The 25546-nt window shown below is 64.5% G+C and carries 24 protein-coding genes; 15 read left to right on the top strand and 9 right to left on the bottom strand.

Annotated elements, in window-relative coordinates:
* The first annotated feature begins 17 nt into the window (after nt 1-17).
* From DQG18_RS04925 to rsmD, 8 genes are all read left to right on the top strand, one after another.
* Nucleotides 18-881, top strand: a complete 864-nt coding sequence (locus DQG18_RS04925) for a TIGR01459 family HAD-type hydrolase (protein ID WP_157970004.1) — start codon at nt 18-20, stop codon at nt 879-881.
* Entirely contained in the window at nt 882-1505 is a 624-nt protein-coding gene (locus tag DQG18_RS04920; protein WP_116653115.1) for a class I SAM-dependent methyltransferase, read from the top strand.
* A gap of 274 nt (nt 1506-1779) precedes the next feature.
* Nucleotides 1780-2781 carry a bifunctional riboflavin kinase/FAD synthetase gene (locus DQG18_RS04915; RefSeq protein ID WP_116653114.1) on the top strand — a complete coding sequence of 334 codons (1002 nt, stop codon included), beginning with the start codon at nt 1780-1782 and terminating at the stop codon, nt 2779-2781.
* Nucleotides 2782-2842: 61 nt separating this feature from the next.
* Complete coding sequence (gene ileS / locus DQG18_RS04910) at nt 2843-5779, top strand: isoleucine--tRNA ligase (RefSeq protein WP_116653113.1); 2937 nt, start codon at nt 2843-2845, stop codon at nt 5777-5779.
* Nucleotides 5776-6273 carry a signal peptidase II gene (gene lspA, locus DQG18_RS04905; protein ID WP_116653112.1) on the top strand — a complete coding sequence of 166 codons (498 nt, stop codon included), beginning with the start codon at nt 5776-5778 and terminating at the stop codon, nt 6271-6273. The genes ileS and lspA overlap by 4 nt, the downstream gene beginning before the upstream one ends.
* A 331-nt stretch (nt 6274-6604) precedes the next feature.
* Nucleotides 6605-7219, top strand: a complete 615-nt coding sequence (locus DQG18_RS04900; protein WP_157970003.1) for a hypothetical protein — start codon at nt 6605-6607, stop codon at nt 7217-7219.
* 215 nt (nt 7220-7434) lie between these two features.
* On the top strand, nt 7435-8982 hold the full coding sequence (locus tag DQG18_RS04895) for a pseudouridine synthase (RefSeq protein ID WP_116653110.1): 1548 nt from the start codon (nt 7435-7437) through the stop codon (nt 8980-8982).
* A gap of 3 nt (nt 8983-8985) precedes the next feature.
* Nucleotides 8986-9540, top strand: coding sequence for a 16S rRNA (guanine(966)-N(2))-methyltransferase RsmD (gene rsmD, locus DQG18_RS04890; RefSeq protein ID WP_116653109.1), 555 nt, complete (start codon nt 8986-8988; stop codon nt 9538-9540).
* Between the two features lie 248 nt (nt 9541-9788).
* Here rsmD and DQG18_RS04885 read toward each other — a convergent pair whose 3' ends face one another.
* From DQG18_RS04885 to mutL, 3 genes are all read right to left on the bottom strand, one after another.
* Nucleotides 9789-10085: a GIY-YIG nuclease family protein gene (locus DQG18_RS04885; RefSeq protein WP_116653108.1), complete on the bottom strand. Its 297-nt coding sequence runs from the start codon at nt 10083-10085 to the stop codon at nt 9789-9791.
* Between the two features lie 124 nt (nt 10086-10209).
* Nucleotides 10210-11100: an NAD-dependent epimerase/dehydratase family protein gene (locus DQG18_RS04880; protein ID WP_116653107.1), complete on the bottom strand. Its 891-nt coding sequence runs from the start codon at nt 11098-11100 to the stop codon at nt 10210-10212.
* A gap of 203 nt (nt 11101-11303) precedes the next feature.
* Nucleotides 11304-13103 (bottom strand): DNA mismatch repair endonuclease MutL, encoded by a 1800-nt coding sequence (gene mutL, locus DQG18_RS04870; protein WP_116653106.1) that lies wholly within the window; start codon nt 13101-13103, stop codon nt 11304-11306.
* 242 nt (nt 13104-13345) lie between these two features.
* Here mutL and DQG18_RS04865 point away from each other — a divergent pair, with 242 nt between their 5' ends.
* On the top strand, nt 13346-13792 hold the full coding sequence (locus tag DQG18_RS04865) for a nucleoside deaminase (protein WP_116653105.1): 447 nt from the start codon (nt 13346-13348) through the stop codon (nt 13790-13792).
* Here DQG18_RS04865 and DQG18_RS04860 read toward each other — a convergent pair.
* Both DQG18_RS04860 and purD read right to left on the bottom strand, forming a co-directional pair.
* On the bottom strand, nt 13764-14627 hold the full coding sequence (locus DQG18_RS04860) for a patatin-like phospholipase family protein (RefSeq protein ID WP_116653104.1): 864 nt from the start codon (nt 14625-14627) through the stop codon (nt 13764-13766). The genes DQG18_RS04865 and DQG18_RS04860 overlap by 29 nt on opposite strands.
* Nucleotides 14628-14923: 296 nt before the next feature.
* Nucleotides 14924-16189 (bottom strand): phosphoribosylamine--glycine ligase, encoded by a 1266-nt coding sequence (purD, locus tag DQG18_RS04855; RefSeq protein WP_116653103.1) that lies wholly within the window; start codon nt 16187-16189, stop codon nt 14924-14926.
* Between the two features lie 274 nt (nt 16190-16463).
* Here purD and xseA point away from each other — a divergent pair, with 274 nt between their 5' ends.
* Nucleotides 16464-18011: an exodeoxyribonuclease VII large subunit gene (gene xseA, locus DQG18_RS04850; protein WP_116653102.1), complete on the top strand. Its 1548-nt coding sequence runs from the start codon at nt 16464-16466 to the stop codon at nt 18009-18011.
* Between the two features lie 34 nt (nt 18012-18045).
* Nucleotides 18046-18270: a DUF2093 domain-containing protein gene (locus DQG18_RS04845; RefSeq protein ID WP_116653378.1), complete on the top strand. Its 225-nt coding sequence runs from the start codon at nt 18046-18048 to the stop codon at nt 18268-18270.
* 277 nt (nt 18271-18547) lie between these two features.
* On the opposite strand, the gene DQG18_RS04840 is transcribed toward DQG18_RS04845, so the two are convergent.
* Entirely contained in the window at nt 18548-18784 is a 237-nt protein-coding gene (locus tag DQG18_RS04840) for a DUF4170 domain-containing protein (protein WP_116653101.1), read from the bottom strand.
* Nucleotides 18781-19620, bottom strand: a complete 840-nt coding sequence (locus DQG18_RS04835) for a 3'(2'),5'-bisphosphate nucleotidase CysQ (protein WP_116653100.1) — start codon at nt 19618-19620, stop codon at nt 18781-18783. The genes DQG18_RS04840 and DQG18_RS04835 overlap by 4 nt, the downstream gene beginning before the upstream one ends.
* Nucleotides 19621-19860: 240 nt before the next feature.
* On the opposite strand from DQG18_RS04835, the gene DQG18_RS04830 reads away from it, so the two are divergent.
* A complete protein-coding gene (locus tag DQG18_RS04830) occupies nt 19861-20373 on the top strand; it encodes a DUF6101 family protein (RefSeq protein WP_116653099.1) in 513 nt (170 codons plus the stop codon).
* Nucleotides 20374-20560: 187 nt separating this feature from the next.
* Here the strand turns inward: DQG18_RS04830 and ubiA are convergent, their stop codons facing one another.
* Nucleotides 20561-21487: a 4-hydroxybenzoate octaprenyltransferase gene (ubiA, locus tag DQG18_RS04825; RefSeq protein ID WP_116653098.1), complete on the bottom strand. Its 927-nt coding sequence runs from the start codon at nt 21485-21487 to the stop codon at nt 20561-20563.
* 270 nt (nt 21488-21757) lie between these two features.
* Here ubiA and DQG18_RS04820 point away from each other — a divergent pair, with 270 nt between their 5' ends.
* Together DQG18_RS04820 and DQG18_RS04815 are read left to right on the top strand one after the other, a co-directional pair.
* On the top strand, nt 21758-22498 hold the full coding sequence (locus tag DQG18_RS04820) for a 16S rRNA (uracil(1498)-N(3))-methyltransferase (RefSeq protein WP_116653097.1): 741 nt from the start codon (nt 21758-21760) through the stop codon (nt 22496-22498).
* Between the two features lie 99 nt (nt 22499-22597).
* Nucleotides 22598-23971 (top strand): glutamate--cysteine ligase, encoded by a 1374-nt coding sequence (locus DQG18_RS04815; RefSeq protein ID WP_116653096.1) that lies wholly within the window; start codon nt 22598-22600, stop codon nt 23969-23971.
* 33 nt (nt 23972-24004) lie between these two features.
* Here DQG18_RS04815 and DQG18_RS04810 read toward each other — a convergent pair whose 3' ends face one another.
* A complete protein-coding gene (locus DQG18_RS04810) occupies nt 24005-24892 on the bottom strand; it encodes a LysR family transcriptional regulator (RefSeq protein ID WP_116653095.1) in 888 nt (295 codons plus the stop codon).
* A gap of 112 nt (nt 24893-25004) precedes the next feature.
* Between DQG18_RS04810 and DQG18_RS04805 the strand changes: the two genes are divergently transcribed.
* A complete protein-coding gene (locus tag DQG18_RS04805; RefSeq protein WP_116653094.1) occupies nt 25005-25208 on the top strand; it encodes a YjiS-like domain-containing protein in 204 nt (67 codons plus the stop codon).
* Nucleotides 25209-25546: the final 338 nt, after the last annotated feature.

The following is a 25546-nucleotide window of genomic DNA, read 5'->3' as shown; positions in this document are numbered from 1 at the left end:
CTTCCAGGACGTCCATGATGACCAGACCCGACGCCGCCCTGACGGGCCTATCCGACATTGCCGGCAAATTCGACGGTATCCTCTCCGATGTCTGGGGCGTGGTGCATAACGGCATCGAGCCGCACGTCTCCGCCGTCGATGCGCTGGTCAGATATCGGGAAAACGGCGGGAGGGTGATCCTGATCACCAACGCCCCGCGCCCGCGCGGCCCGATCATCGCCCAGCTCGACCGGATCGGAGTGACCCGCCAAGCCTATGACGGCATCGTCACCTCGGGCGATGCGACACGCAGCTTGCTCGAAGGCTTCAGGGGCAAGACCGTGCACCGCGTCGGCCCGCCCCAGGACGATGTGCTGTTCGAGGGGCTGGACATCACGCTGGGCGGGGTCGAAGAAGCATCGGCCATCGCGGTCACCGATCTCGATACCGATGACGATACCCCCGCCGATTACAGCGATCGCATGAAGCAATGGCTGGCGCGCGGCCTGCCGCTGATCTGCGCCAACCCCGACAAGGTGGTGGAGGAGGGCGACCGGATCATCTATTGCGGCGGCGCACTTGCCGATGCCTATGAGGACCGGGGCGGACGCGTGATGATGGCGGGCAAGCCCTTCAACCCGATCTACCAGGAGGCCAAGGCTCTGCTCGACAAGGCCGCCGGGCGGCGCGTTTCCCATGAACGGGTGCTGGCCATCGGGGATTCGGTGCGCACCGATGCAGTGGGCGCGGCCCAATTCGGTATTCCGCTGCTCTTTATAACCGGTTCGATCCACGCCGAAGAACTGGACGCCTTCAACGATCCTCCGCCCAAGCGGGTGCACGATTTCGTCTCGGTCTCGCGCGCCGATATGAACGGCTACATGCCCCGGCTGGCGTGGTGAATGGCACGCGACGCGGCCGCTTATATCAAAAAGCACCTGCCGGTCCGGGCTGTCCCCCATCTTGACCATATCCGGCTTCACCTCGCCGTGCCCCAAAGCGGTGTCTGGCGCCTCGCGCGGAACGATATTCCGCCCTATTGGGCGTGGACATGGCCGGGCGGGCTGGCGTTGGCCCGGCATCTGGCGGCAAATCCGGGTCTTGTCGCGGGCCGGGTGATCCTCGATCTGGGCGCCGGCTCCGGCCTCGTCGCCATCGGGGCGGCACTGTGCGGGGCCAGCCGGATCATCGCCTGCGACACCGATCCCACCGCCCTTGTCGCAGCTTCGCTCAATGCCGAACTCAACAACGTCAGCATCGAAACGCTCAACGCCGACCTGCTGGCCGGCCCGCCGCCGGAGGTCCAGACCATTCTTGTCGGCGACCTTTTCTACGATGCCGGACTGGCCCGCGCCGTCCTGCTGTTCCTGGTGCGGTGCAGGGAGGCGGGGATCGACGTGCTGATCGGCGATATCGGGCGCGCGGATCTGCCGAGGGAGGATCTGGTGGAACTGGCGGCCTATCCGGTATCGGAGTTCGGAGAAGGGGCGGGCGAGCGGATGGCGGGGGTTTTTGGGTTGGGTTGAGCACCGCCCAAATCTGCTGTCACCGCTGCACCCCTCACCCCCAACCCCTCTCCCGCAAGGGGAGAGGGGGGCTCAAGAGCCGACGCATTTGCAGGGTTCCCCTTCTCCCCTTGTGGGAGAAGGTGGGCTTTCGCGAAGCGAAAGGTCGGATGAGGGGTGTAGCGGTGCCGGCCAAATCCGCTTATGCGAACGGCACCACCCTCCACCCTTGCAATCTCCATCACAAACGGGCATTTTCCGCCGCGATATTTCCCAAGGGCCTCTCCTTTATCCGATGACTTCCGGCACAGCTTTCACCCGCCTCGATGGTCTCGACAGCGTTCCCGAAACGCTGCGCGGCGGCGTTGTTGCCATCGGGAATTTCGACGGGTGCCATCGCGGGCACCAGCATGTCTTTGCCGCCACCCTCGAAATGGCGCGCGAGAGGGGTGTGCCGGCGGTGGTACTGACCTTTGAGCCGCATCCGCGCGATGTCTTTGCGCCCGAACCCTTCCTCTACCGGCTGACGCCCGCCGACGCCAAGGCCGCGCTGGTCGAGGCGCTGGGGTTCGATGGCATCGCGATCATGCCCTTTTCGCGCGAATTGAGCGGGGTCGAGGCCGAGGATTTCGTTTCGCGCCATATCGTCGAGGCGCTGGGCGCGTCGGGCGTCGTGGTCGGCGCCGATTTCCATTTCGGCAAGCAGCGCAGGGGCACGCCCGATTTCCTCAGAGCCGAGGGCAAGCGGCGCGGGTTTGCGGTGCGCGTCATGGACATGCTCGATGAAGGCGAGGCGCCGGTTTCGTCATCTCGCATCCGCGAGGCGCTGGCCGCCGGAGAGGTCGAAGCGGCCAACGCGTTGCTGGGCTACCATCATTTTTTTTCCGGCACGGTCATCGAAGGCGACAGGCGCGGGCGGGAGCTGGGGTTCCCGACGGCCAATTTCGCGCTGCCCGGAACCTGCCAGCTCGCCCAGGGCGTCTACGCTGTAAAGGCCCGGATCGGCGGCGGGGTTTTTGGCGGGGTAGCGGCTTACGGCAAGCCGATGTTCGACAACACGCGCCCGCCCTTCGAGACGTTCCTTTTCGATTTCGATGCCGACATCTATGGCGAAACGCTGGAGGTCGCGCTCATCGGCTTCATACGCGGGCAGATGACGTTCGATAGCCTCGACGGGCTCATCGCGCAGATGAAGAAGGACACGGTCGAGGCCCGAATTATGATCGCCCGCGCGGCTCCGCTCTCCAGGCTGGACGCCGCGTTGGGCATGATCGATGGCGAAAAGCCATTGGATTGAGCGGCACCCGCTGTTAGGGTCCGCCAGCAGGCCGATTTCAAGCAATCCCAGCGAGATTTATATGACCGAGACGACGACGGGCGCGACCACCGAGCGCGACTATTCCGCAACCCTGTTCCTGCCCCAGACCGATTTTCCGATGCGCGCCGGACTCCCCGCCCGCGAGCCGGAATGGCTGGCCCATTGGGAAAAGATGGACCTTTATGAAAAGCTCCGCGAGCAGAGCCGCGAGCGCGAGAAATTCACGCTGCACGACGGCCCTCCCTACGCCAACGGCAACATCCATATCGGCCATGCGCTCAACAAGATCTTAAAGGACCTCGTATCGCGCTCCAAGCAGATGCTGGGCTACAACGCGGCCTATGTGCCGGGCTGGGACTGCCATGGCCTGCCCATCGAATGGAAGATCGAGGAGCAGTATCGCGACAAGGGCAAGAACAAGGACGAGGTGCCGATCAACGAATTCCGCGCCGAATGCCGAACCTTTGCCGAGCACTGGGTGGACGTGCAGCGCGAGGAATTCAAGCGGCTGGGCGTGATGGGCGACTGGGAAAACCCATACCTCACCATGAGCTATGACGCCGAAGCCCAGATCGCGCGCGAGTTGATGAAGGTCTCGATGCTCGGCCAGCTTTATCGCGGGTCCAAGCCCGTGATGTGGTCGGTGGTGGAACGCACCGCGTTGGCCGAGGCCGAGATCGAATATCACGACTATGAGAGCGACGCGATCTGGGTGAAATTCCCGGTGGCGGGCCAAGAGGGCACATTCGTCGTCATCTGGACGACGACGCCATGGACCATCCCCGGCAACCGCGCCATCTCCTATTCCTCGCGCATCGATTACGGGCTTTATGAGGTGGCCGAAGCGGCCAATGAGTTCGGGCCCCAGCCGGGCGAAAAGCTTATCTTTGCCGATAAGCTGGCCGACGAAGCGGCGGTGCGCGCCAAGCTGACCTTCAAGCGCGTTGCGGATGTAACGGCAAAAGAGCTTGGAGCGATCACCTGCCGCCACCCGCTCCATGAAATCGGCTATGATTTCCCAGTGCCGCTGCTCGACGGCGATCACGTGACCGACGATGCGGGTACGGGGTTCGTGCACACCGCCCCCGGGCACGGCGCGGACGACTTCGAGGTGTGGATGGCGAACGGGCGCATGCTCGCGGAGCGCGGCATCGATACCAAAATCCCCTTCGCCGTGGACGATGCGGGCTTTTATACCCGCGACGTCCCCGCCTTCGGCCCGGATGCCGAGGGCGGTCCGGCTCGCGTCATCGATGATGAGGGCAAGAAGGGCGACGCCAACGAAAAAGTGATCCGCGCGCTGATGGCTGCGGGCAATCTCTTTTTCTGGCAGCGCCGGTTCAAGCACCAGTATCCCCACTCCTGGCGCTCGAAAAAGCCGATCATCTTCCGCAACACCCCGCAATGGTTCGTCTATATGGACAAGCCGTTCGGCGCGGCTGACGATACGCTGCGCACCCGCGCGCTGACCGCTATCGATGAGACGAAATTCTACCCCGCCAGCGGGCAGAACCGCCTGCGCTCGATGATTGCCGAGCGGCCCGACTGGGTGCTCTCGCGCCAGCGCGCCTGGGGCGTGCCGATCACCGTGTTCGTCCATAAGGAGACCGGCGAAGTCCTCAAGGACGAGGCGGTCAACGAGCGCATCGCGGATGCCTTCGAGGCGGAAGGCGCGGACGCATGGTACGCGGAAGGGGCGGCGCAGCGCTTCCTCGGTGGCGCCTACGCGGCCGATGATTACGAGCAGGTGCGCGACATTCTCGACGTGTGGTTCGACAGCGGTTCGACCCACGCTTTCGTCCTGCGCAACAAGGAAAAGTGGCCGCACCTCAAGTTCCCGGCCTCCATGTATCTGGAAGGCTCGGACCAGCATCGCGGCTGGTTCCATTCCTCGCTGCTGGAAAGCTGCGTCACCAACGGTCATGCACCCTATGAATCCGTGCTTACCCACGGTTTCACCATGGACAAGAACGGCTTCAAGATGAGCAAGTCCGTGGGCAATACCATCGCCCCGCAGGACATCATCAAGAAGTTCGGCGCCGACATCCTTCGCCTGTGGGCCGCAACCGTCGACTACTCCGAAGACCACCGCATCGGCGACGAGATCATTGCCAACACGGTCGAAAGCTACCGCAAGATCCGCAACACCCTGCGCTGGCTTTTGGGCAACCTCGCCCACTTCAAGCCCGAGGAAGCGGTCGATCCCGGGGACATGCCCGAGCTTGAACGACTGATCCTGCATCGGCTCGCCGTGCTCGACGGGCAGGTGCGCGCGGCCTACGACAATTACGATTACAAGCGCGTGGCGGCGGCGGTCGGCAATTTCATGAATCTGGAATTGTCGGCGTTCTATTTCGATATCCGCAAGGACGCGCTTTATTGCGATCCCATCTCCTCGGCCACGCGCCGCGCGGCGCTGACCGTGCTCGATCACCTTTATTCCTGCCTGACGGCGTGGCTGGCTCCCATCCTCGTCTTCACGATGGAAGAGGTGTGGCTCGAGCGCAATCCGGGGGCGGACTCCTCGGTCCATGCGCGGGTGTTTCCTGAAATCCCTGCTGGCTGGAAGAACGATGCGCTGGCTGACAAATGGCAGAAAATCCGTGCCGTCCGCCGCGTTGTCACGGGCGCGCTGGAGATCGAGCGCAAGAACAAGGTGATCGGCTCCTCGCTCGAGGCCGCGCCAAAAGTGTTCGTGACCGACGACGCTCTTGCCCAGGCGATCGGCGGGCAGGACATGGCCGAAATCTGCATCACCTCGGCCATCGCGATCGAGATGGGCGCAGCACCCGACGATGCCTTTACCATTGAGGACGTGTCGGGGGTCGCGGTGGTCTACCAGCCCGCCGAGGGTACCCGCTGCGCGCGCTCCTGGAAGGTGACGGGCGATGTGGGGTCCGACCCCGCTTATCCCGACCTCTCCGCCCGCGATGCGAAAGCGATGCGGGAACGGGCCGCCGCCGGGTTGGGCTCATGATCGGAGTCCTCAAGCCGTCGATCCTCTGGAGTCTCGTCCTTGGGATCGACGTGCTGATCCTTGACCGGTTGCACAAGCTGATCCAGATCGACCATTTCGGCTGGCGGGGCGGCGAGGTGATCAACATCGCGCCGTTCTTTGACTACGTGCTGGTCTGGAACACGGGCATTTCCTATGGGCTGCTCGGCGGGCTGACCCCGCAGATGCTGCTGGCCGTGATGGTGCTGGCGATGGTGGCGCTGGCCGTCTGGTGGTGGAAGGACGAGTCCCTCCTCACGCGGCTCGGCATCGCGCTCGCCATCGGCGGCGCGCTGTCCAACGCCATCGACCGGGTGATCTATGGCGCGGTCGCCGACTTCTTCCATTTTTATTGGGGCGATTTTTCCTGGTACGTCTTCAACATTGCGGACGTCGCAATCAGCCTCGGCGTCGTACTGCTGATCTGGGACGTGTTGCGGCCGAAGGCAGGGGGAGAAAAACCCGCATCGCCCTGATGGGGAGTACCCCCCCTCCCCTTTCTGCACTCGCAAGGGTCCACTGGACCCTTGCGTTCCGGCGATGCCGGAACCGCTTGAAAGTCCCCCACAAGGAGGGAGGTGCTCACCTTGTGCGCATAGGGACAGCCAAGCAAAGGAAGCACCCTCCCCTTGATGGGGAGGGCTGGGGTGGGGTGAAGCTACAAGCGCGGATTTATCTGCGATAGCCTCTCTCCTCGAGGGGCGGGGATGCCGGAAACCCGATTTAAGTCAAATTCTGGCATTAGGCCCGATGTTGGGTTATAACGCCGCGATCGGGCGGCACGAGTGCAGGGTAGTCGAGGACTTGATGAGTATCGCAGTAAAGAGCACGGGCGTTGCAATGCGCCGATCCTTGCGCCTTGCGCTTGCCGGTATCGGTGCGGCGCTTGCCCTTTCGGCCTGCACGACCATCGAGGGCACCAACGCGCTGACCGACCCCATGACCTTCGAGCGCGAAGTGCTGCGCACGACGCTGGCCGGTGTCGGTGTCATCGATCAGGAAACCAAGCAGCCGGTGGTCGTCGAGCGCGGGCCGCTCGTCATGCCCGCCGCCGGGGCGACGCCTCCGCCGCCCAGCGAGTCGGTTGCCGCGATCCCCGAGGACAGCGACCGGGTGACGATCGATGCTTCGGGGTTGACCACCGCCGATCTCGAAATGCTGCGGCAGGGTCGCGTCATCGGGTCCGGCTCGATCACCGGTCGTCCGCTGACCGACGCGGAAACCCGCCAGCTTGCCGCGCGCATCGCCGCCCATCGCCGCGCGCAGGGCGCCGAGGAGCGCAACATCTATCTGCCGCCCGAGGAGTATTTCAACCGGGTCGGCGGCCAGAACCTCATCTGCCAGGCCTCCAATGGCGATCTGGTCTCGCTCCAGGACCCGCGCTGCCCGCCCGACGTCCGCGCGGCGCTGGCCAACCGCTGAGGCACGCCGTTCATCTCTCCCACCGCTGTCCCGGCGAACGCTGGGACCCATAACGGGCCATCCCCTCTCGTGGATGCCGAGGCATGGACCCCGGCTCAAGGCCGGGGAAGCGAACGAGGGAGAAGGCGGCTTCAATGAGACTCTGAAACGCTTTAGCCTTTATATGGCGGGCCAGATGGCCTTGCCTTGTTTAAAAAGAAAGAGAAAACGCTCCCATGAGCGATAAACCCGCCCCCCAGCCCGGCGAGCGCCTCGCCAAAGCCATTGCTCGCGCCGGAATCTGCTCGCGACGCGACGCCGAAACCTGGATCACCGCCGGCCGCGTCGCGGTCAATGGCAGCGTGGTCAAGACTCCTGCCTTCAACGTTATCGAGGCCGATACGATCGCCGTCGACGGCAAGCAGATCACGCGCCGGCAGGCGACCCAGCTCTGGCTGTACCACAAACCCGCCGGGCTGATGGTCACCGAAAAGGACCCCGAGGGGCGCCCGACGGTTTTTGATGCGCTTTCGCGCTTCGGCCTGCCGCGCGTCCTCACCGTGGGGCGGCTCGATTTCAACACCGAGGGACTGCTGCTGCTCACCAATGACGGAGGGCTCAAGCGGACGCTGGAATTGCCCTCAACCGGCTGGGTGCGCCGCTATCGCGTGCGCGCCTTTGGGTCGGTCACCCAGGAAAGGCTTGACACGCTCAAGGACGGGATCACCGTTGACGGCGTCGAATACGGTCCCATCGATGCCGAACTCGATTCGGCGGCGGGCGCCAATGTGTGGATCACCATGGGGCTGCGCGAGGGCAAGAACCGCGAGGTGAGAAACGTGCTGGGCGGGCTCGGGCTCGAGGTCAACCGCCTGATCCGCATTTCCTATGGGCCCTTCCAGCTTGGCGATCTTCCCGTGGGTCATATCGAAAAGGTCAAGACGCGCATCCTCAAGGACCAGCTCGGCAAGCGGCTGGCCGAAGCGGCCGGCGCCGATTTCGAGACCCCCGAACCCGACGAGGGCAACCAGCCGCGTCGCCGCGCGCCCGAAAAGACGACGACCGAGCGCGACCGCTACACCGGCCTGCGCCGCCGCCCCGACAACCGGCGCGAGGAACGGCCCGAACCGGCGCCACGTACCGTCCATTTCGACGATGGCCGCCCCTCGGAAAGTTTCGTGCCGAGGGCAAGGTCGCGCCGCGACGAAGATGGCGCACGCGATGCCCGGCCCCCGCGTGGCGAGGGCTTTAAAAAACGCTTCGATGACAGGCCGCCCCGCCCCCGCGAGGACGGAGACAAAAAGCCGTTCCGCAAGGACGGCTTTCGCGCGCGTGAAGAGGGCGGCGAAAAGCGCGCCTTCGGCGATCGTCCGCCGCGCCGCGACGGAGATCGCCCCTTCGCCAAGGGGCCACGCAGGGAGTTTGACGGCGAGCGGCCTCAGCGCAGGGAAGGTTTTCGTCCGCGCAATAATGAGGATCGTCCCTACGGCGATCGCCCGCCGCGCCGCGACGGAGACCGCCCCTTCGCCAAGGGGCCGCGCCGCGAGTTCGATGGCGAGCGGCCTCAGCGCAGGGAAGGTTTCCGCCCGCGCAACAACGAGGATCGCCCCTATGGCGACCGCCCGCCGCGCCGCAAGGACGATGATCGCCCGCCCGCGCGGCGCGCCGGGCCGGGCAAGGACGGCAAATTCACTGACGATCGTCGTGGGCCGCGCAAGGATGGCGGGCGCCCGTCCGGAGGCAAGCCCTTCAACAAGGGGCCGCGCCGCCCGCGGGGCGAATAGCCCATGCGCATCGTCGCCGGAAAGTTTCGCGGCAAGCCGCTCGATGCGCCGAAATCGGACGATATCCGCCCCACCGCCGACCGGGTGCGCGAGGCGCTGTTCTCGATTATCGGCTCGCGGCTGGGTCCGGACCTCTCCGGCCACCGCGTGCTCGACCTTTTCGCCGGAACCGGCGCAATGGGGCTCGAAGCGTTGTCGCGGGGCGCCGATACGGCGGTTTTCGTGGATACGGGGATCGAGGCGCGCGGGCTGATCCGGGGACATATCGAGCGCTTCGGCGTGGGCGGGCAGACCAAGCTTTTGAAACGCGACGCCACCGATCTGGGCCCGGTCGAGCGGCTGAAACCGGCGACGCTGGTCTTTGTCGACCCGCCCTATGGCGATGGGCTGGGCGAAAAAGCCATCGCGGCGGCGCTGGCGGGCGGCTGGATCGAAAAGGGTGCGCTGATCCTCCTCGAGGAACGCAAGAGCGTCGAAATCACCGCGCCGGACGGCACGGAAATCATCGACCGGCGCGACTATGGCGACACGGCGGTGACGCTGCTTGAGGCGCTATAGGGGTTTTCCGTAGCGATAATTGAACGGGAAAACGATTTCCGTTCAATTCGTTCAGTGAGAATTTGGAAAGCAGCAATTTTGCGTGCTCCATCTTGCCCGACGATGCCGCATCATAGCGTCACCGCAGCCGCAGAGGATTGTTGAACGCATGGGGCCCGACTTTCGTCGGGACAGCGATTTGTGGGGTGGTTCCAATCCGCCCCATTCGCTACCCCGACGAAAGTCGGGGTCCATGGCGATGACAGCCGCTATATCAACATATCGGTAAGATCGCGCCACTCGGGATTGAGCGCCTCGATCAATTCGATCTTCCACACCCGCTTCCATTCCTTGATGCGCTTTTCCCGCTGATAGGCGCTTTCGAGCGTACCGTGAACTTCGTACCAGACGAGACGGGTCAGGTCGTATTTCTTGGTAAAGCCCGGAACGGCCTTGGAGCGGTGCTCGAATACCCGGCGTGCGAGATTGCTGGTCATACCCGTATAGAGCGTGCCATTCCGTCTGTTGGTGAGAATATAGACGTAGTATTGGCGCTCCTCGTACATCTTCTTGTCCCATCAGCTTTGGGTGGGGCCATGGACCCCGGCTTTCGCCGGGGCAGCAAGAGGCAAGATAGCAGATTATTCCTCCCTCGCTTCGCGGGCGAAAGCCGGGGACCACGTCGCGCTCTTACCCAACATATCGCCGCCAGTCGTGCTCCTCCTTGAACCCAAGGACCTCGCGCGCCTTGCGGTTCGAGAGTGGGGCGGTAAAGCCTTCGAGGGGGCCGGTGATCGGGGTGTTGGGGGCCCATTTGGCGAGAAACTCGGCGGTCGGCTCCCTGGCGGTGATCGTGTCGTTGACCGCGTTGAAGACGGAAAAGCCAAGGCCGTCCTTCGCGATACACAGATCGACGATCTGCCCCAGATCGCGGGCGTCGATATAGCTCCAGGCATTGCGCTTGCGCGAGGGCGGGTTGGCGAGGAAACCGGGGAACATCGAATATTCGTGCGGCTCGATGACGTTGCCGATCCTGAGGGCGTAGATGTCGATGCCGAAGCGCATGGCAAAGGCGCGTGCGGTCTTTTCGTTGACCACCTTGGAGAGCCCGTAGCTGTCCATGGGATCGACGTCGTAATCCTCCTCGAGCGGGAAGGCTTTGTAATCCTTGTCCCCTTCGGCAAAGCAGACGCCATAGACCGTCTCGCTCGACGCGATCACGATCTTTTTGATGCCCAGCTTGGCGGCAGCCTCGATGACGTTGTAGGTCGAGACGGTGTTGGCCGCGAAGGTCTCATGGTCGGGCCGCAGCAGCACGCGCGGCACGGCGGCGAAATGAACCACCGCATCGACCGGGGCAGGGCCGTCGCCCGTCTCGAACCCCTCGAACCCGAAATGCATGGAAAGCGCGTTGAACACCGAACCGCTGTCGGTGAGATCGGCGCGGAGCGTGTTGACGCCGGGGTGATCGAGGGGAACCAGATCGACGTTCAACACCTCATGGCCGCGCTCAAGAAGGTATGGCACGACATGGCGCCCGGCCTTGCCGGTGCCGCCGGTGAATACGATGCGTTTGGACATGGTGGTCTCCTCGATTGTTGCTCTTGTGCGTTTGGCTGGCACCGCTGCCCCCTCACCCCCAGCCCCTCTCCCACAGGGGGAGAGGGGGGCTTAAGAGTCGAGACATCCACGAAACCCCCTTCTCCCCTCGTGGGAGAAGGTGCCCCGAAGGGGCGGATGAGGGGGCTGCGGTGTCGGCCACGGGCCCCGAATATCAAAATTCCCTACCGCCGCCCGAACAACCGCTCCAGATCCCCCTTTTTCAGTTCGATATAGGTGGGCCGCCCGTGGATGCACTGGCCCGAATGGGGGGTGGCCTCCATCTCGCGCAAAAGCGCGTTCATTTCGTCGCCGCGCAATCTTCGGCCAGAGCGGACCGAGCCGTGGCAGGCCATGCGGGCAATGATGGCGTCCATGCGCTCTTCGAGCACCGCCACATTGTCCCATTCGGCGAGCCCGTCGGCGAGGTCGCGGATGAGGTTTGAGACGTCGGTCTGGCCCAGAAGGGCAGGGGTCTCGTTGACCGCGATGGCGCCGGGGCCGAAGCGATCGAGATAGAGCCCGAGCCTTTCGAGCACCGGCGATGCCTCTTCGAGTCGGCCGCAATCTTCTTCCGGCAAGTCGATCACCACGGGGATCAACTGCCGCTGGCTTGGCACCGGCCCCGAGCGCAGTTGCGTGCGGAACTTTTCGTAGACCAGCCGCTCATGGGCCGCGTGCTGGTCGATGAGCACGAGGGCGTCCCCGCTCTGGGCGACGATATAGTTCTCGAACACCTGCGCGCGGGCGACGCCGAGCGGGAAATCCCGCGTTTCGGCGGGCATTTCGGCCACCGGTTCCACCCGCGCGCTGGGCGCATCGAAGTGGCGGGTTTCGGCGGCAAGGGTTGGCGAAAAGGATGACTGCCAGTGGCGCGGCGCGGCGGGCTCGTAGCGCAGCGGCGCGGTTGCCGGCTCGGCAAAACCGGTTGCCGGTTCGGGCGCCCTGAAACTTTCGAGCGCCGATGCCGCAACGCTCGAGGAGGCGCGGAAGCCCGCCGCGCCCAGCGCCTCGGCGATCGCCCGGATCACCGTGCCGCGCACCGCACCGGGATCGCGAAAGCGCAATTCGGCCTTGGCGGGGTGGACGTTGACATCGACTTCGCCCGGGTCGATGGCGATGAAAAGCGCAAGGACCGGAAACCGGTCGCGGTGCAGGAAATCGGCATAGGCCGCGCGCACCGCGCCCAGCAGCACCTTGTCGCGCACCGAGCGGCCATTGACGAAATAGAACTGGTTGAGCGTATTGGCGCGCGAATAGGTCGGCAGCCCGGCCAGCCCGCCCACGACGATCCCCCCGCGCGAAAAGGCGATCTCCTGCGCATTTTCGGGAAAATCGGCGCCGATGATCTGCGCCAGCCGCGCATGGACCGCGCCGGGCCCTTCCTGGGCGGGCCAGTTGACGGGGGAACGATCCGCGCCGGTGAGGACGAAATGGACGCCCCGGTGCGCCATGGCGAGGCGCTTTATGACATCGGTGATGGCGTTGGCTTCAGCGCGGTCCGATTTGAGGAATTTGAGCCGGGCTGGAATAGCGGCGAAAAGGTTTTTGACCTCGACCACCGTGCCCCGGTTCATCGGATGGGGCACCGGGCCGCCCCTTGTCCCGCGCGCAATCGAAACCTTGAGCCCGCTTTCCGCGCCTTCGGGGCGCGAGGCGATGGAAAGGTCCGAGACCGAGCCGATCGAGGCCAGCGCCTCGCCGCGAAAACCGAGCGTACGGATGTCGTCGAGTCCGTCATCGGCGAGCTTGGAGGTGGCGTGGCGCTCGAGCGAGAGCACCAGATCGGCCTCGTCCATCCCGCACCCGTCATCCTCGATGCGGATAAGGTTCTTCCCGCCCATGGCCGTCGTGATCGCGATGCGCCTCGCCCCGGCATCGAGCGCGTTTTCCACCAGTTCCTTGACGACGCTGGCGGGCCGCTCGACGACTTCGCCGGCGGCAATCTTGTTGACCAGATCGTCTGGAAGCTGGCGGATGGCCATGGGGCTGATTCTCCTTTGGGCGAGCATATCCCGGCGACAGGCGGGGGTAAAATGGATAGGGTGGCGGAGTTGGCCGGCATCGCTGGCCCCCTCACCCCCAACCCCTCTCCCACGAGGGGAGAGGGGGGCTCGTGTGGTTGCATCACGGTTCCCCTTCTCCCCTCGTGGGAGAAGGTGCCCCGAAGGGGCGGACGAGGGGGGCTGCGATGTTTGCCAAGGTCTCAAGATCAGTTGGTCTCGCCATGCACATCCAATCCCCCATGGACACCGCCCTCGCCCTCGCCGGGCAGGCCGCTCTTGCCGGAGAGGTCCCGGTCGGCGCCGTCATCGTGCGTGATGGCGAGATCGTTGCTTCGGCCCGCAACCGGATGCGCGAGCTTGCCGATCCCACCGCCCACGCCGAAATGATCGCCCTCCGCGAAGCGATCGAAACGCTTGGCGCGCATCGGCTCACCGACTGCGATCTTTATGTGACGCTCGAGCCGTGCACCATGTGCGCGGGCGCGATTTCGCATGCGCGGATCAGGCGGCTTTATTACGCCGCCGAGGACCCCAAGGGCGGGGCGGTGGACAATGGCGTGCGGTTTTTCGATCAGCCCACCTGCCATCACCGGCCCGAGGTGATCGGGGGCGTGGGGGAGGGGGCGGCGGGCGAAATGCTCAGGAAATTCTTCGCCGTCCGGCGATGAAATCCTCGATGCGGACGGTCAGCGCGCGCTTGAACCGGTCCTTGTCGGCATCGCCCGCCGCGATGATCTCGCGCACCTTCCAGTATTCATAGGCACCCACACCCCTGATGCGCGGGCGGAAATAAAGGTCGGGCCGGTAGGCGGCGATCATGTTGGCGATCAGCGAATGGGCCATGATCTGGGCCGAGCCGAACGCGATGTCGAGCGGGGAGGGGATGCGGTTTTCCGGCCAGTCCTGCGGATCGCCATTGACGTCGATGCCGATGAGGATGTCTGCGTCCGAAGCGACCGCATCGAGCGGCATGGGGTTGGTCACCCCGCCATCGACCAGCAGCCGGTCCTGATGGTGTACGGGACGGTAAAGGCTCGGCACGGCGAGCGAACCGGCAACGGCGGGACGCAGCGGCCCTTCATAGAATGCCACCTGATGCCATGAGTTGAAGTCGGTGGCGATGCAGGTGAAGGGGATCTTGAGCGCGGAAAAACTCGCCGGGAAGTCGGGCGGGGTGAAGCTGTCGAAAATCTGTTCAGGATCGAGCTGGATCGAAATCCCAGTGCGCAGGCTTTGGCGGATCGAGCGCATCTGGGTTGCAAACAGCCGCCCGAACAATCCGTTGACCGACCCCAGCATCTGATAGGAAAGCTCGCGCACCCCGGCCCCGGACAGCCCCGCTGCCCAGCCTGCCCCCAGGAGCGCGCCGATGGAGGTGCCTGCGATCCGGGCCGGCTTGAGGCCAAGCTCGTCGATCGCTTCCATGAACGGAACATGCGCCAGCCCGCGCGCCGAGCCCGCCCCCAGCGCGATACCGATGCGCGGATCGCTGATCGTGCTCACAGCCACAGCCCTCCCCGGTTGGGCAGTCTAGTGTCGGCTACGGAGATTGAGAAGGTGTTGCCTTGGGGTTGAGGGAAAATCGCTGGCCCCCTCATCAGACCCGGCTTCGCCGGCCCACTTTCGTCATTCAAATCGCTCCACTGGAGCGATTTGCCCTTCGGGACATTCCTCAATCCCTCAAGGGGAGAAGGGAAACACGAGGGGCAGCCAAACGAGCCCCCCTCTCCCCTTGTGGGAGAGGGGCTGGGGGTGAGGGGGGCAGCGATGCCTGCTGCACACTTCCAAGTCGATGTGTTCTACCGCGAAACCGCACGCCAGCCGATGTCGCGGCGGCAGAAACCCTCGGGCCAGTCGATCCGGCCGACGGCGGCATAGGCGTTGGCCTGTGCCTCGGCAACGCTTGCGCCATAGCCCGTGACGTTCAGGACGCGCCCGCCATTGGCCCGAAGCGTATCGCCGTCGCGGAGCGTTCCGGCGTGGAAGATGTGCGCCGTGTCACTGTCGAGCCCGTCCGCGCCCCTGATTTCGGTGCCCTTGAGGTATGATCCCGGATAGCCTTTAGCGGCCATGACGACGGTGAGCGCGACGCCGTCGCGCCATTTGGGCTCCACCCCCGCCAATCCGCCGCTGGCCGAGGCTTCGAGCAGGTCGAGCACGTCGCTTTCGAGCAGCATCATCAGCACCTGGCATTCGGGATCGCCGAACCGTGTGTTGAATTCGATGAGTTTCGGCCCGGCGTCGGTGATCATCAGCCCGGCAAAGAGCACGCCCGAAAAGGGTGTGCCGCGCGCGGCCATGCCCCGGATGGCGGGCTCGATGATCTCCTTTTTGCTGCGCGCGACAAGTTCGGGCGTCATGACCGGGGCGGGAGCGTAGGCGCCCATGCCGCCGGTGTTGGGGCCGGTGTCGCCGCCGCCCACGCGCTTGTGGTCCTGGGCGGCGGGCAGCAAAACGATGTGCTCGCCATCGGAAACCGCGAAAAGGCTCGCTTCTTCGCCCACAAGGCATTCCTCGATGACCACTTCCGCGCCCGCCGCGCCGAACGCGCCGGAAAAGCAATCGCGCAGCGCGGCTTCCGCATCGGCGAGCGTTTCGGCCACCGTCACGCCCTTGCCCGCCGCCAGCCCGTCCGCCTTGATGACGATGGGCGCGCCCTGCTGGCGGACGTAGTCGAGGGCCGGATCGAGCGCGGTGAAGCGGGCGTAGGCGGCGGTGGGGATGCCGGTTTCGTCGCACAGGGCCTTGGTGAAGGCTTTGGAGCCTTCGAGCTGGGCGGCGGCTTTCGAGGGCCCGAAAACGACGAATCCGGCCGCACGCAGATCGTCGGCGATTCCGGCAACGAGGGGGATTTCGGGGCCGACGACAACAAGGTCGATCCGCGCCTTGTGGCAGAAGGCAACAACCGCCGCGTGATCCGCCACATCGAGCGCGACGTTTTCCGCGATCCGCTCCGTGCCCCCGTTGCCCGGTGCGACGAACAGCTTTTCGAGGCGTTTCGAGCGCGTGATCGCCCAGGCTAATGCGTGCTCGCGCCCGCCCGATCCGATCAGCAATACGCGCATGGACATTTTCCTGTTTGTTGGCTGGTTCAGAGAGCCGCCCCGTACCACGGTTTTCGTGGAGGCTCTACCCCGTTTCGGCTAACGCCGAATCCCCCCTCCCAACCTCCCCCACAAGGGGGGAGGTGCTGGTTCTGTGCGTATGGGAGCAGCCAGGCAAAGGATACACCCTCCCCTCAAGGGGGAGGGTTGGGGAGGGGTGAGGCCAAGGGCACCGAGCATCGCGACCATTGCTCTACCCTTGACGGAATCTCCCCGTTCCCGCATCAAAACCCCTATGACAGATACCCAGTCCAACGCCCATGAATTCACCGTCTCCGAGGTCGCCAGCGCGGTCAAGCGGACCATTGAGGACCGGTTCGGCTATGTCCGGGTGCGCGGGGAGATTTCGGGATATCGGGGGCAGCATAGTTCGGGGCATGCCTATTTTACTTTGAAGGACGAGGGCGCATCGATCGATGCGGTGGTCTGGAAGGGCAATTTTTCGCGCCTTGCCTTCAAGCCTGAGGAAGGGCTGGAAGTGATCGCGACGGGGCGGCTGACCACCTATCCGCGCTCGTCCAAATACCAGATCGTCATCGAGCAGATCGAGCCGGCGGGCGCTGGCGCGCTGATGGCGCTTCTCGAAGAGCGCCGCAAGAAACTGTTGGCCGAGGGGCTGTTCGCGCCCGAGCGCAAGCGGGAATTGCCCTATCTGCCGCGCGTCATCGGGGTGGTGACCTCGCCGACCGGGGCGGTGATCCGCGATATCCTGCACCGGCTCGAGGACCGGTTTCCCACCCATGTCATCGTCTGGCCGGTGCGCGTGCAGGGCGATACCTGCGCGCCGGAAGTGACGCGCGCCATCGAGGGCTTCAATGGGTTTGCGCCCGACGGTCCGATCCCGCGCCCCGAGCTTTTGATCGTTGCGCGCGGCGGCGGGTCGATCGAGGATCTTTGGGGGTTCAACGAGGAAAGCGTCGTCCGCGCGGTGGCGAATTCGGCCATTCCCGTCATCTCGGCGGTGGGGCACGAGACCGACACGACGCTGGTCGACTATGCCGCCGACCGGCGCGCACCGACGCCCACCGGGGCCGCCGAAATGGCGGTGCCGGTGCGCAGTGAACTGATCGCCTATGTCGACGATCTGGGTTCGCGCCAGCGGGGCGCGACGCGGCGTTCGCTTGCCCATCTGCGCGATCGCCTGCGTGCGGCCGCGGCGGGCCTGCCACGGGCGGCGGACCTCACCGCGACCCAGCGCCAGCGGCTCGATCTGGCGGCAACGCGGCTCGATGCGGCGCTGCGCCATTCGCATCAGAAAAAGGCGCTGCGCTTCGCGGAAAAAGGCGCCAGCTTCGGCCCGGCCATCCTCCGGCGCCATTTCGAGCGCGAGGGGCTGCGGCTGGCTTCCTGCGCCCAAAGGCTCGCCCCCGATCTTCTCAACCGCCGCATTGCCGATTTCCGGGCACGGCTCGATCAGATGAACGCGCGCGCGCCGGTTGCGCTGGGCAATCTGGCGGGACGGGCAGGATTGAAGGCCCGGCCCATCATTGTCCGCCTGCAACCGGCCTTTATCCGCCGGGTTTCCGACAAGCGCCGGGAACTGGACGGGGTTTCAAAACTGCTTGAAACGCTGAGCTATCGCCGGGTGCTCGATCGCGGGTTCGCGCTGGTGGCCGACGAGACGGGCACCATCGTCACCTCCCCCCAGACGGTGGGGCCGGGCGAGGGGCTGGTCATCACCGTCGCCGATGGCCGGATCGATGCGACGGTTTCCGGTGCGCCGTCCGTGCCCCGGCGCAAACCACGCCCCGAGGGCGGCGGCGGGCAGGAAAGTCTTTTTTGACCCGCACCCGCAAGCCCGATAAGAAAGATCCATGATGAACATTCTCGACAGCGGCTTTTCCCCCTCCGAGGCGCAGGTGCGCTATCTCGATGCCGACTATGTCGTCGTCAAGCCGGGCACCTTCGTGCGCTGCGCGATCACCGGCAAGCCCATCCCCATCGAAGACCTCACCTATTGGAGCGTCGACCGGCAGGAAGCCTATGCCGACGCCGAGGCGGCGTTTGTTGCTTATCGGCGGTCGATCGGGGAAGAGGGCTGAGGTTTTAGCTTCAGCGATTTTTAGTGGGCATCGCTGGCCCCCTCACCCTCTCTCCCACGCGGGACTATCGCATTTGCTTCGGCTTACGCCGATCCCCCCTCTCAACCTCCCCCACAAGGGGGGAGGTGCTGGCCTTGTGCGTAGGGAAGTTCCCAGGAAAAGGAAGCACCCTCCCCTTGATGGGGAGGGTTGGGGAGGGGTGAAGCCACAAGCGCAAATCCATATGCGATTGCCCCGCTCTCCCACGGTGGGTCGGCTGAGGGGGCTGCGATGCTGCCTACTCGTCCTCGGACGGATCGAGCAGGCGGTGCAGGTGCACGACGAAATAGCGCATTTCGGCGTTGTCGACCGTCTGCTGCGCCTTGGCGCGCCATACCTTGTGGGCTTCGGCATAGTTGGGATAGACGCCCACGATGTCGACTTCATCGAGGTTCTTGAATTCGGCGTGCTTGGGGTCGATCACTTCGCCGCCAATGACGAGGTGCAGCAACTGTTTGGTCGGGGACTCGGTCATTTGGGTTCTTGCTCCGCTTTGCCGTGCTGTTGGGGACAGCCATAGACGATCCTGAGGGCTTCCTGCAACGGGGCGACAAGCGAGGCGTCGCCGGTGGCGGCAAGCGCTGCGTGCCGTGTGTCGGGCGTGTTGTAGCGCGGAACGCCGTGGCAGACATCGATAAGATCGATCCCGGCCTCACCGAGAATGATATCGGCTCCGGCGACGTCCCAGTCCTGCGCGCCGCGCCGGGCGACGGCGGCATCGAGCTGGCCCGCGGCGACCTGGACCAGCCGGTAGGCGAGCGAGGGATAGGCGGGGCCCTTGCTGTAGCGGATATCGGCCTGGGCCAGTTCCTGATGGACGGCGGCGGGGGCGGGGATCAGGCGGTCGCGGCCCTGGCGCGGGACGGGCGAGAGCGGATGCCCGTTGAGCATCGCGCCCGTGCCAAGCGCGGCCTCGTACATCTCGTCGCGCACCGGCGCATAGACGACGCCCGCGACGGGCCGGCCGTTTTCGACCACCGAGAGCGAAATGGTCCACGAATCCTCGCCCTTGATGAACCCGCGCGTGCCGTCGATGGGATCGACGATGAAGACGCGCGCATGATCGAGCCGTTCGGGCGTGTCGGCGGTTTCCTCGCTCAGCCAGCCATAGGCCGGACGCGCGGCGCGCAGCGTCTGGGTGAGGAAATTGTCGAGCGCGATATCGGCTTCCGAAACCGGGGAGGAGGCGTTCTTGGTCCAGGTCCGCAGGTCCGTGCGGAAAAACCCGAGCGCAATGATGCCGGCATGAACCGCTGCCGATTTCAGCAGGCCGAGGTCGTCGGGAGCATCGCTGTGGGTCTGGGCGGGCATTGCCACTCCGCGCCGGAAAAGGGGCGAGACAATTCGGTGCCCTACCTAGTCGCTTCGCCACGCCCGCGCAAGACGCGTTAATCGGACGTTACACCGTGTCACGATCTGCTAACCCATTTCGAGACAAGAGAAACTTAACCCCGTTTTTTAAGCCGATGATGAGGGGACCGCGCTAGATTGGCAGCGACAAGAGAGCAGCAAAAAACAAAAAGCTCTCGGAAGTTGACAGGAAGGCAGATAATGGTTCGCGGCGTGACGATGGGCGCAGGCCCTCTCGCCCTCTTTCATGGGGCGGCATATCCCAAGGATCTGGTTTTACGGCCAGCCAACGACAACGGCGCGGGCCGCGAAACCATGACGGTGACCGTGCGCCGCAAGCTCGACAAGAGCGGGGTGACGGTCAGGATCAAGGTGCCGGTGGCCGAATATGTAGGCGTTGCCGTCGGCTCGCGCATATCCGAGGAAGGCGCGCTGACCTCCACCATCGAACTCGTTCACCCCAACGAGGATTTCAATTACCGGGTGTTTTCCGAAGAGGGGAATGTCAACGTCGTTGCCGAATGGCAGAACTGGGGCAAAAAACTCCGCCTGCCGCTCTATATCCGGGCTGGTGACGGCTCGCTGGTGGCCTATTCCCAGCAGGTCGACGGGGTGATGGTCGGCAACCGGACGGGCCGCCGCATGCTGGCCGCCGACGCCGAACGCCGCACCCGCTTCGCCCGCCGCCGCAAGCCGGGTGAAATCCCGGCGTAAAGATTTTGACGGTCCTCCAAAGCCGATAGCGGCAACCCCCGTTCGATAGAGCGGGGGTTGTTGTTTTCAGCATGGCTTTCTCCGTTCGCTTCCCCGGCGGAAGCAGGGGCCCATGCTTCGACATCCGCGATTGTGGCGGCTATGCCATGGGTCCCGGCTTTCGCCGGGACAGCGAGGAGGGGCGCTCCTAGACCAACCCATCCACGACCAGCGCAGCGGTCAGTGCAACGCCCAGCCAGTGGTTGGATTTGAAGTGCATCAGGCATTTGGCCGAATTGAAGCGTTCAAGGGTTGCCACCTGCCAGGCGAGCAGGCCGAGGGGGACGAGGAACAGAACCCAGAAGGGCAGGCCGGGGGCAACGAGCCAGGCGGATACTGCCCAGAGGATCGCGGCGGCGGCGTAGAAGGTGGCGACGAAGGCGCGGACGTGCTCGCCCGCGAGCCTTGCGGTGGATTTGACCCCGATCAGCACGTCGTCCTCGATGTCCTGGAGCGCGTAGATCGTGTCATAGCCGATGGTCCAGGCGATGCAGCCCAGATACATGACGATGGCGGGCCATGCGATCGCACCGGCGATCGCCGTCCAGCCCACCAGCGCGCCCCACGAAAAGGCCAGCCCGAGGAAAAGCTGGGGCCAGAAGGTGATGCGCTTCATGAACGGGTAGATGGCGACCAGCGCCAGCGAGGCGATGCCAAAAAGGATGGTCGTGGTGTTGAACTGGACGAGGACGGAAAGCCCCGCCAGCGCTTGCGCGACCATCCAGACGGTCGCCTGCTTGATGGAAACCTGCCCCGAAGGGATGGGGCGCGAGCGGGTGCGGGCGACCTTGTCGTCGATGTCGCGGTCCACGATATCGTTGAAGGTGCAGCCCGCCCCCCGCATGGCGATGGCGCCGATGAAGAACAGCACCAGATAATACCAGTTGAACGGGGTGTCGGTCGCGATCGATGCAAGCCCGAGCGAAAAGGCGCAGGGCCAGAAAAGGAGCTGGTAACCGATGGGCCGGTCGAGCCGCGACATGCGCAGATAGGGCTTGGCGGCATCGGGGGCGAACCGGTCCACCCAATTGCCGCGTACGGCATCGGCGACAGTTCCGCTCTTTGGCTCTTGCATCGCTGGAACCCCTTTTTCCCGCTATGGAACTCTGGCACAAAGGCGTTGGGCCATTTGGCGCTCGGCGTTTGTGGCGACACCGCTGGCCCCCTCACCCCCGGCCCCTCTCCCACGAGGGGAGAGGGGGGGCTCGTGTGGCTGCTCCGGGGTTTCCCTTCTCCCCTTGTGGAAGAAGGTGGGCCGGCGAAGCCGGGTCGGATGAGGGGGCAGCGATGTTGCGGCGAGCGCCTGATTGCACCCCCGCATAAACCGATACGAGCACAAGTCAACATGCCACGCACCCACAAGACCTTGCCGCGCCTGTTCATCGACAAGGACATGAGTGCGGGCCTCCGGATCGATCTCGACAAGGCGCAGACCAATTATCTGGTCAACGTGTTGCGCCGTGGGGCAGGGGACCGGTGTGTCGTGTTCAACGGCCGCGACGGGGCATTTCTGGCGGGGATCGAGGGGGCATCGAAAAAGACGGTGACGCTGACGCTCCTCGAACAAAGCGCCGCCCAGACCCCGCCCTCGGATCTCTGGTACGGCTTTGCACCGATCAAGCGGCTCGATTATATCGTCCAGAAGGCGACCGAGATGGGGGCGGGGACCATCCAGCCGGTCATCACGCGCTACGTGCAGAACCCCAGGGTCAACCAGGCAAAGCTCGAGGCAAACGCCATCGAGGCGGCCGAGCAGTGCGAGGTGCTCTCGGTGCCGCGCATCGCGCCCGCCATCGCGTTTTCCCAACTGATCGAGACGTGGGGCGAAGTTCATGGCGACCGCGCGCTGGTGTTCGGCGACGAGGAATCGGCGTCGTCCTCGCCGGTCGATACGCTGGCGGGGCTCGAAGGCAGGCGCATCGGGCTCATCATCGGCCCGGAGGGCGGCTTTGCGCCCGAAGAGCGCGATATGCTGCGCGCCCAGCCCTATGTCACCCCCATCAGCCTCGGTCCGCGCATCCTGCGTGCCGACACCGCGGCGGTGGCCGCCATGGCACTCATCCAGGCCATCGCCGGGGATTGGTAGGAACGGAAATGGTCTTTATCGTAACATCACGATAAAGGGGATTGATCTCCGGATCGATGCGGCTATTGTCGCGCGGATTCTTTTCCCGAGGTAATCCCTATGGCCAGTCCGTCGCCAGTCATCGAAACGCGCGCCCAGCTTGTCGAGGCCATGTCGCGCGGCAGCAAGCCCAAGGCGGACTGGCGGATCGGCACCGAGCACGAAAAGTTCACCTTCTATCGCGACAGCCTCGAGCCCGTCCCCTATTTCGGCGACAACGGCATAAGGGCGCTGCTCGGCAAGGTGCAGGCCGAAACGGCGTGGGTGCCGTCCTACGACGGTGAAAACGTCATCGGGCTCAGCGATCCCAAGGGCGGCGGCTCGATCTCGCTCGAGCCGGGTGGGCAGTTCGAGCTTTCCGGCGCGCCGCTTTCAACGCTGCACCAGACATGCGTCGAGACCAACGATCACCTGCGTTTGTTGCGCAAGTTCACCGAACCCATGGGTATCGATTTTCTCGGGATCGGCGTTGCGCCGACCTGGACGCTCGATGAAATTCCGGCCATGCCTAAGTCGCGCTACGGGATCATGACCCCCTATATGGAAAAGGTCGGGACGCTCGGCACATCGATGATGTACCGCTCCTGTACGGTTCAGGTGAATCTCGATTTCTCGTCCGAAGCCGACATGGTCAAGAAGCTGCGCGTCGGCCTCGCATTGCAGCCGGTCGCGACCGCCCTGTTCGCCAATTCCCCGTTTCTCGAAGGCAAGCCGAACGGGTTCCTCTCGTTCCGCTCCCATATCTGGCTCAACACCGATAACGAGCGCACCGGCATGCTGCCCTTCGTCTTCGAGGACGGCATGGGGTTCGAGCGCTATGCCGACCACGCGCTCGACGTGCCGATGTATTTCGTCATCCGCGACGATGAATATATAAACTGCGCAGGAGAAAGCTTTCGCGATTTCCTCGAAGGAAAGCTGCCCCAGCTTCCCGGTGAGAAGCCTACGGTCCGGGATTGGGAGGATCACCTCTCGACGCTGTTTCCCGAGGTGCGGCTAAAGCAGTTCCTCGAAATGCGCGGCGCGGATGGCGGACCCTGGGAGGGCATCTGCGCGCTGCCCGCTTTCTGGGTCGGGTTGCTCTACGACCAGACCGCGCTCGATGCGGCCTGGGATCTGGTGAAGGACTGGACGAGCGAGGAGCGCGAGACCCTGCGCCGTCAGGTGCCCACCACCGCGCTAAAGACCCCGTTCCGCGATGGCACGCTGATGGATATCGCAAGGCGGGCCGTGGAAATCTCCCGCGCAGGGCTCAAGGCGCGCAACCAGCGCAACTGGGAAGGCGCCGACGAGACGATCTTCCTCAAGCCGATCGAGCATACGCTGGCAACCGGCAAGACACCGGCCGAACGCCTGCTGGACCTTTACCACGGCGAATGGGGCGGCGATGTCACTCCCATATTTGCCGAGCACGCCATGGGGCCGGCGAGCTAAGCCCGTTTGGCGGGGACCCTGACCGGGCCCCGACTATTCCGCCGCTTCCGCCGGCGTCCTGCCCGGCAGGTTGCCCATGGTGTCGACGATGTGGCGGGCGAGCGCATCGTAGATGCCGCCATAGGCGTGACTGGCGCGCATGATGGCGATTTGTGCATCGGCGAGGCGCGGCAGGTCGTGATCGTCGGCATTGACCTTCATGCCCGGCTGCAGGGCGCTCTCGGGCAGAAAACCCACCGCCAGGTCCGAAAGCACCGCGCTGGTGATTGCCGTGGCGTTCGATGAGGTATAGGCGATGCGGAAATCGCGTCCGGCGCGGGACAGGGCATCGAGCGCATCGGCGCGCCAGATGCAGTAGCTCGGCCCGCACGCCAGCGGCAGGGGATCGCCGGCCAGCGCCTCGCCGCCGTGATTGGCCACCCAGTACATCTTTTCGGTGCGGAACAGTTCGCCGAACTGGTGCATGGTGCCCTGGGTGAAAACGATGATGTCGTACCGGCCCGTCCGCATCCCCTCCAGCAGTTCCTCGGAGGGCTGGCAGCGCACGTCGACGGTGATGCGCGGATGGGTGCGCTGGAAGCTCGAAAGAATGACCGGCAGGAGCTTGACCGCGTAATCGTCGGGCACCCCGAAGCGGATGTTGCCCGACAGATCGTTGTGGGAGAATATGTCGATAATCTCGGCATTGATCTTGAGCATGCGCCGCGCGCGGCCATAAAGCGTCTCGCCGTCGCTGGTCAGCGACACGCGGCGGCCCTCGCGCAGGAACAGGGTCTGCCCCAGCCTCTCCTCGAGCCGCTTGATCTGCATGGAGACCGCCGACTGGGTCTTGAACACCCGCCGGGCGGCCTCGGTAAAGCTGCCGCAATCGGCGATGGCGCAGAAGGTCTGCAACTGGTCGAGATCGAGCGGGGTGGCCATGCCGAAGCTCCATCACAAACTTTGATCGAACGGATGAAATCTATTTATTTGAATAATGACATTCAAGGCCCTATGTATCAATCGTAAAAGACGACTGGTTAGGTAGAGAAAAATGTCCTCCATCTTCAATTGGGCCCGCAAGGGCAATGGTATGCGCCGCTCCACGCTGCGCGCGCTGTTCAATATGGATCCGGCTCAGCTCAGCGATATGGGCCTGACGCGTTACGATATTGCCGAGGCCCTGCGCAGCGGTGCCAATGCGGGTGAAGTGCTGGACGCCCGTCGTAGCGCCCGCGCCTCCGAGTGGCTGCGCTGACCATTTCCCATTGGAGCTTGCGGCCTTCCTCCCCCTGGCCGTAAGGCTCCATTAAAAGGGTTCCTCACGCGGACAAGCGTTTTTGCCGACGCCCCGCACCCACCGGGGAATCCGCATCAAGAAGCAGGATCATTTGCCTTGGTCCCGTTTCCTGACCCGAGCCGGACCGGAAAGGTCCGGCTTTTTTGTTGGCTCGGCGCTTTTAGCAAGCATCGCTGCCCCCTCATCCGACCTTTCGCTAGCGCGAAAGCCCACCTTCTCCCACGGAGGGGAGAAGGGTAACCGTGGGGCTACCACTTGAGCCCCCCTCTCCCCTCGTGGGAGAGGGGCTGGGGGTG

Origin of the sequence: Pelagibacterium sediminicola (assembly GCF_003390885.1) — a bacterium.
Taxonomy (GTDB): Bacteria; Pseudomonadota; Alphaproteobacteria; order Rhizobiales; family Devosiaceae; genus Pelagibacterium; species Pelagibacterium sediminicola.
This window is presented reverse-complemented; position numbering and strand designations above follow the sequence as displayed.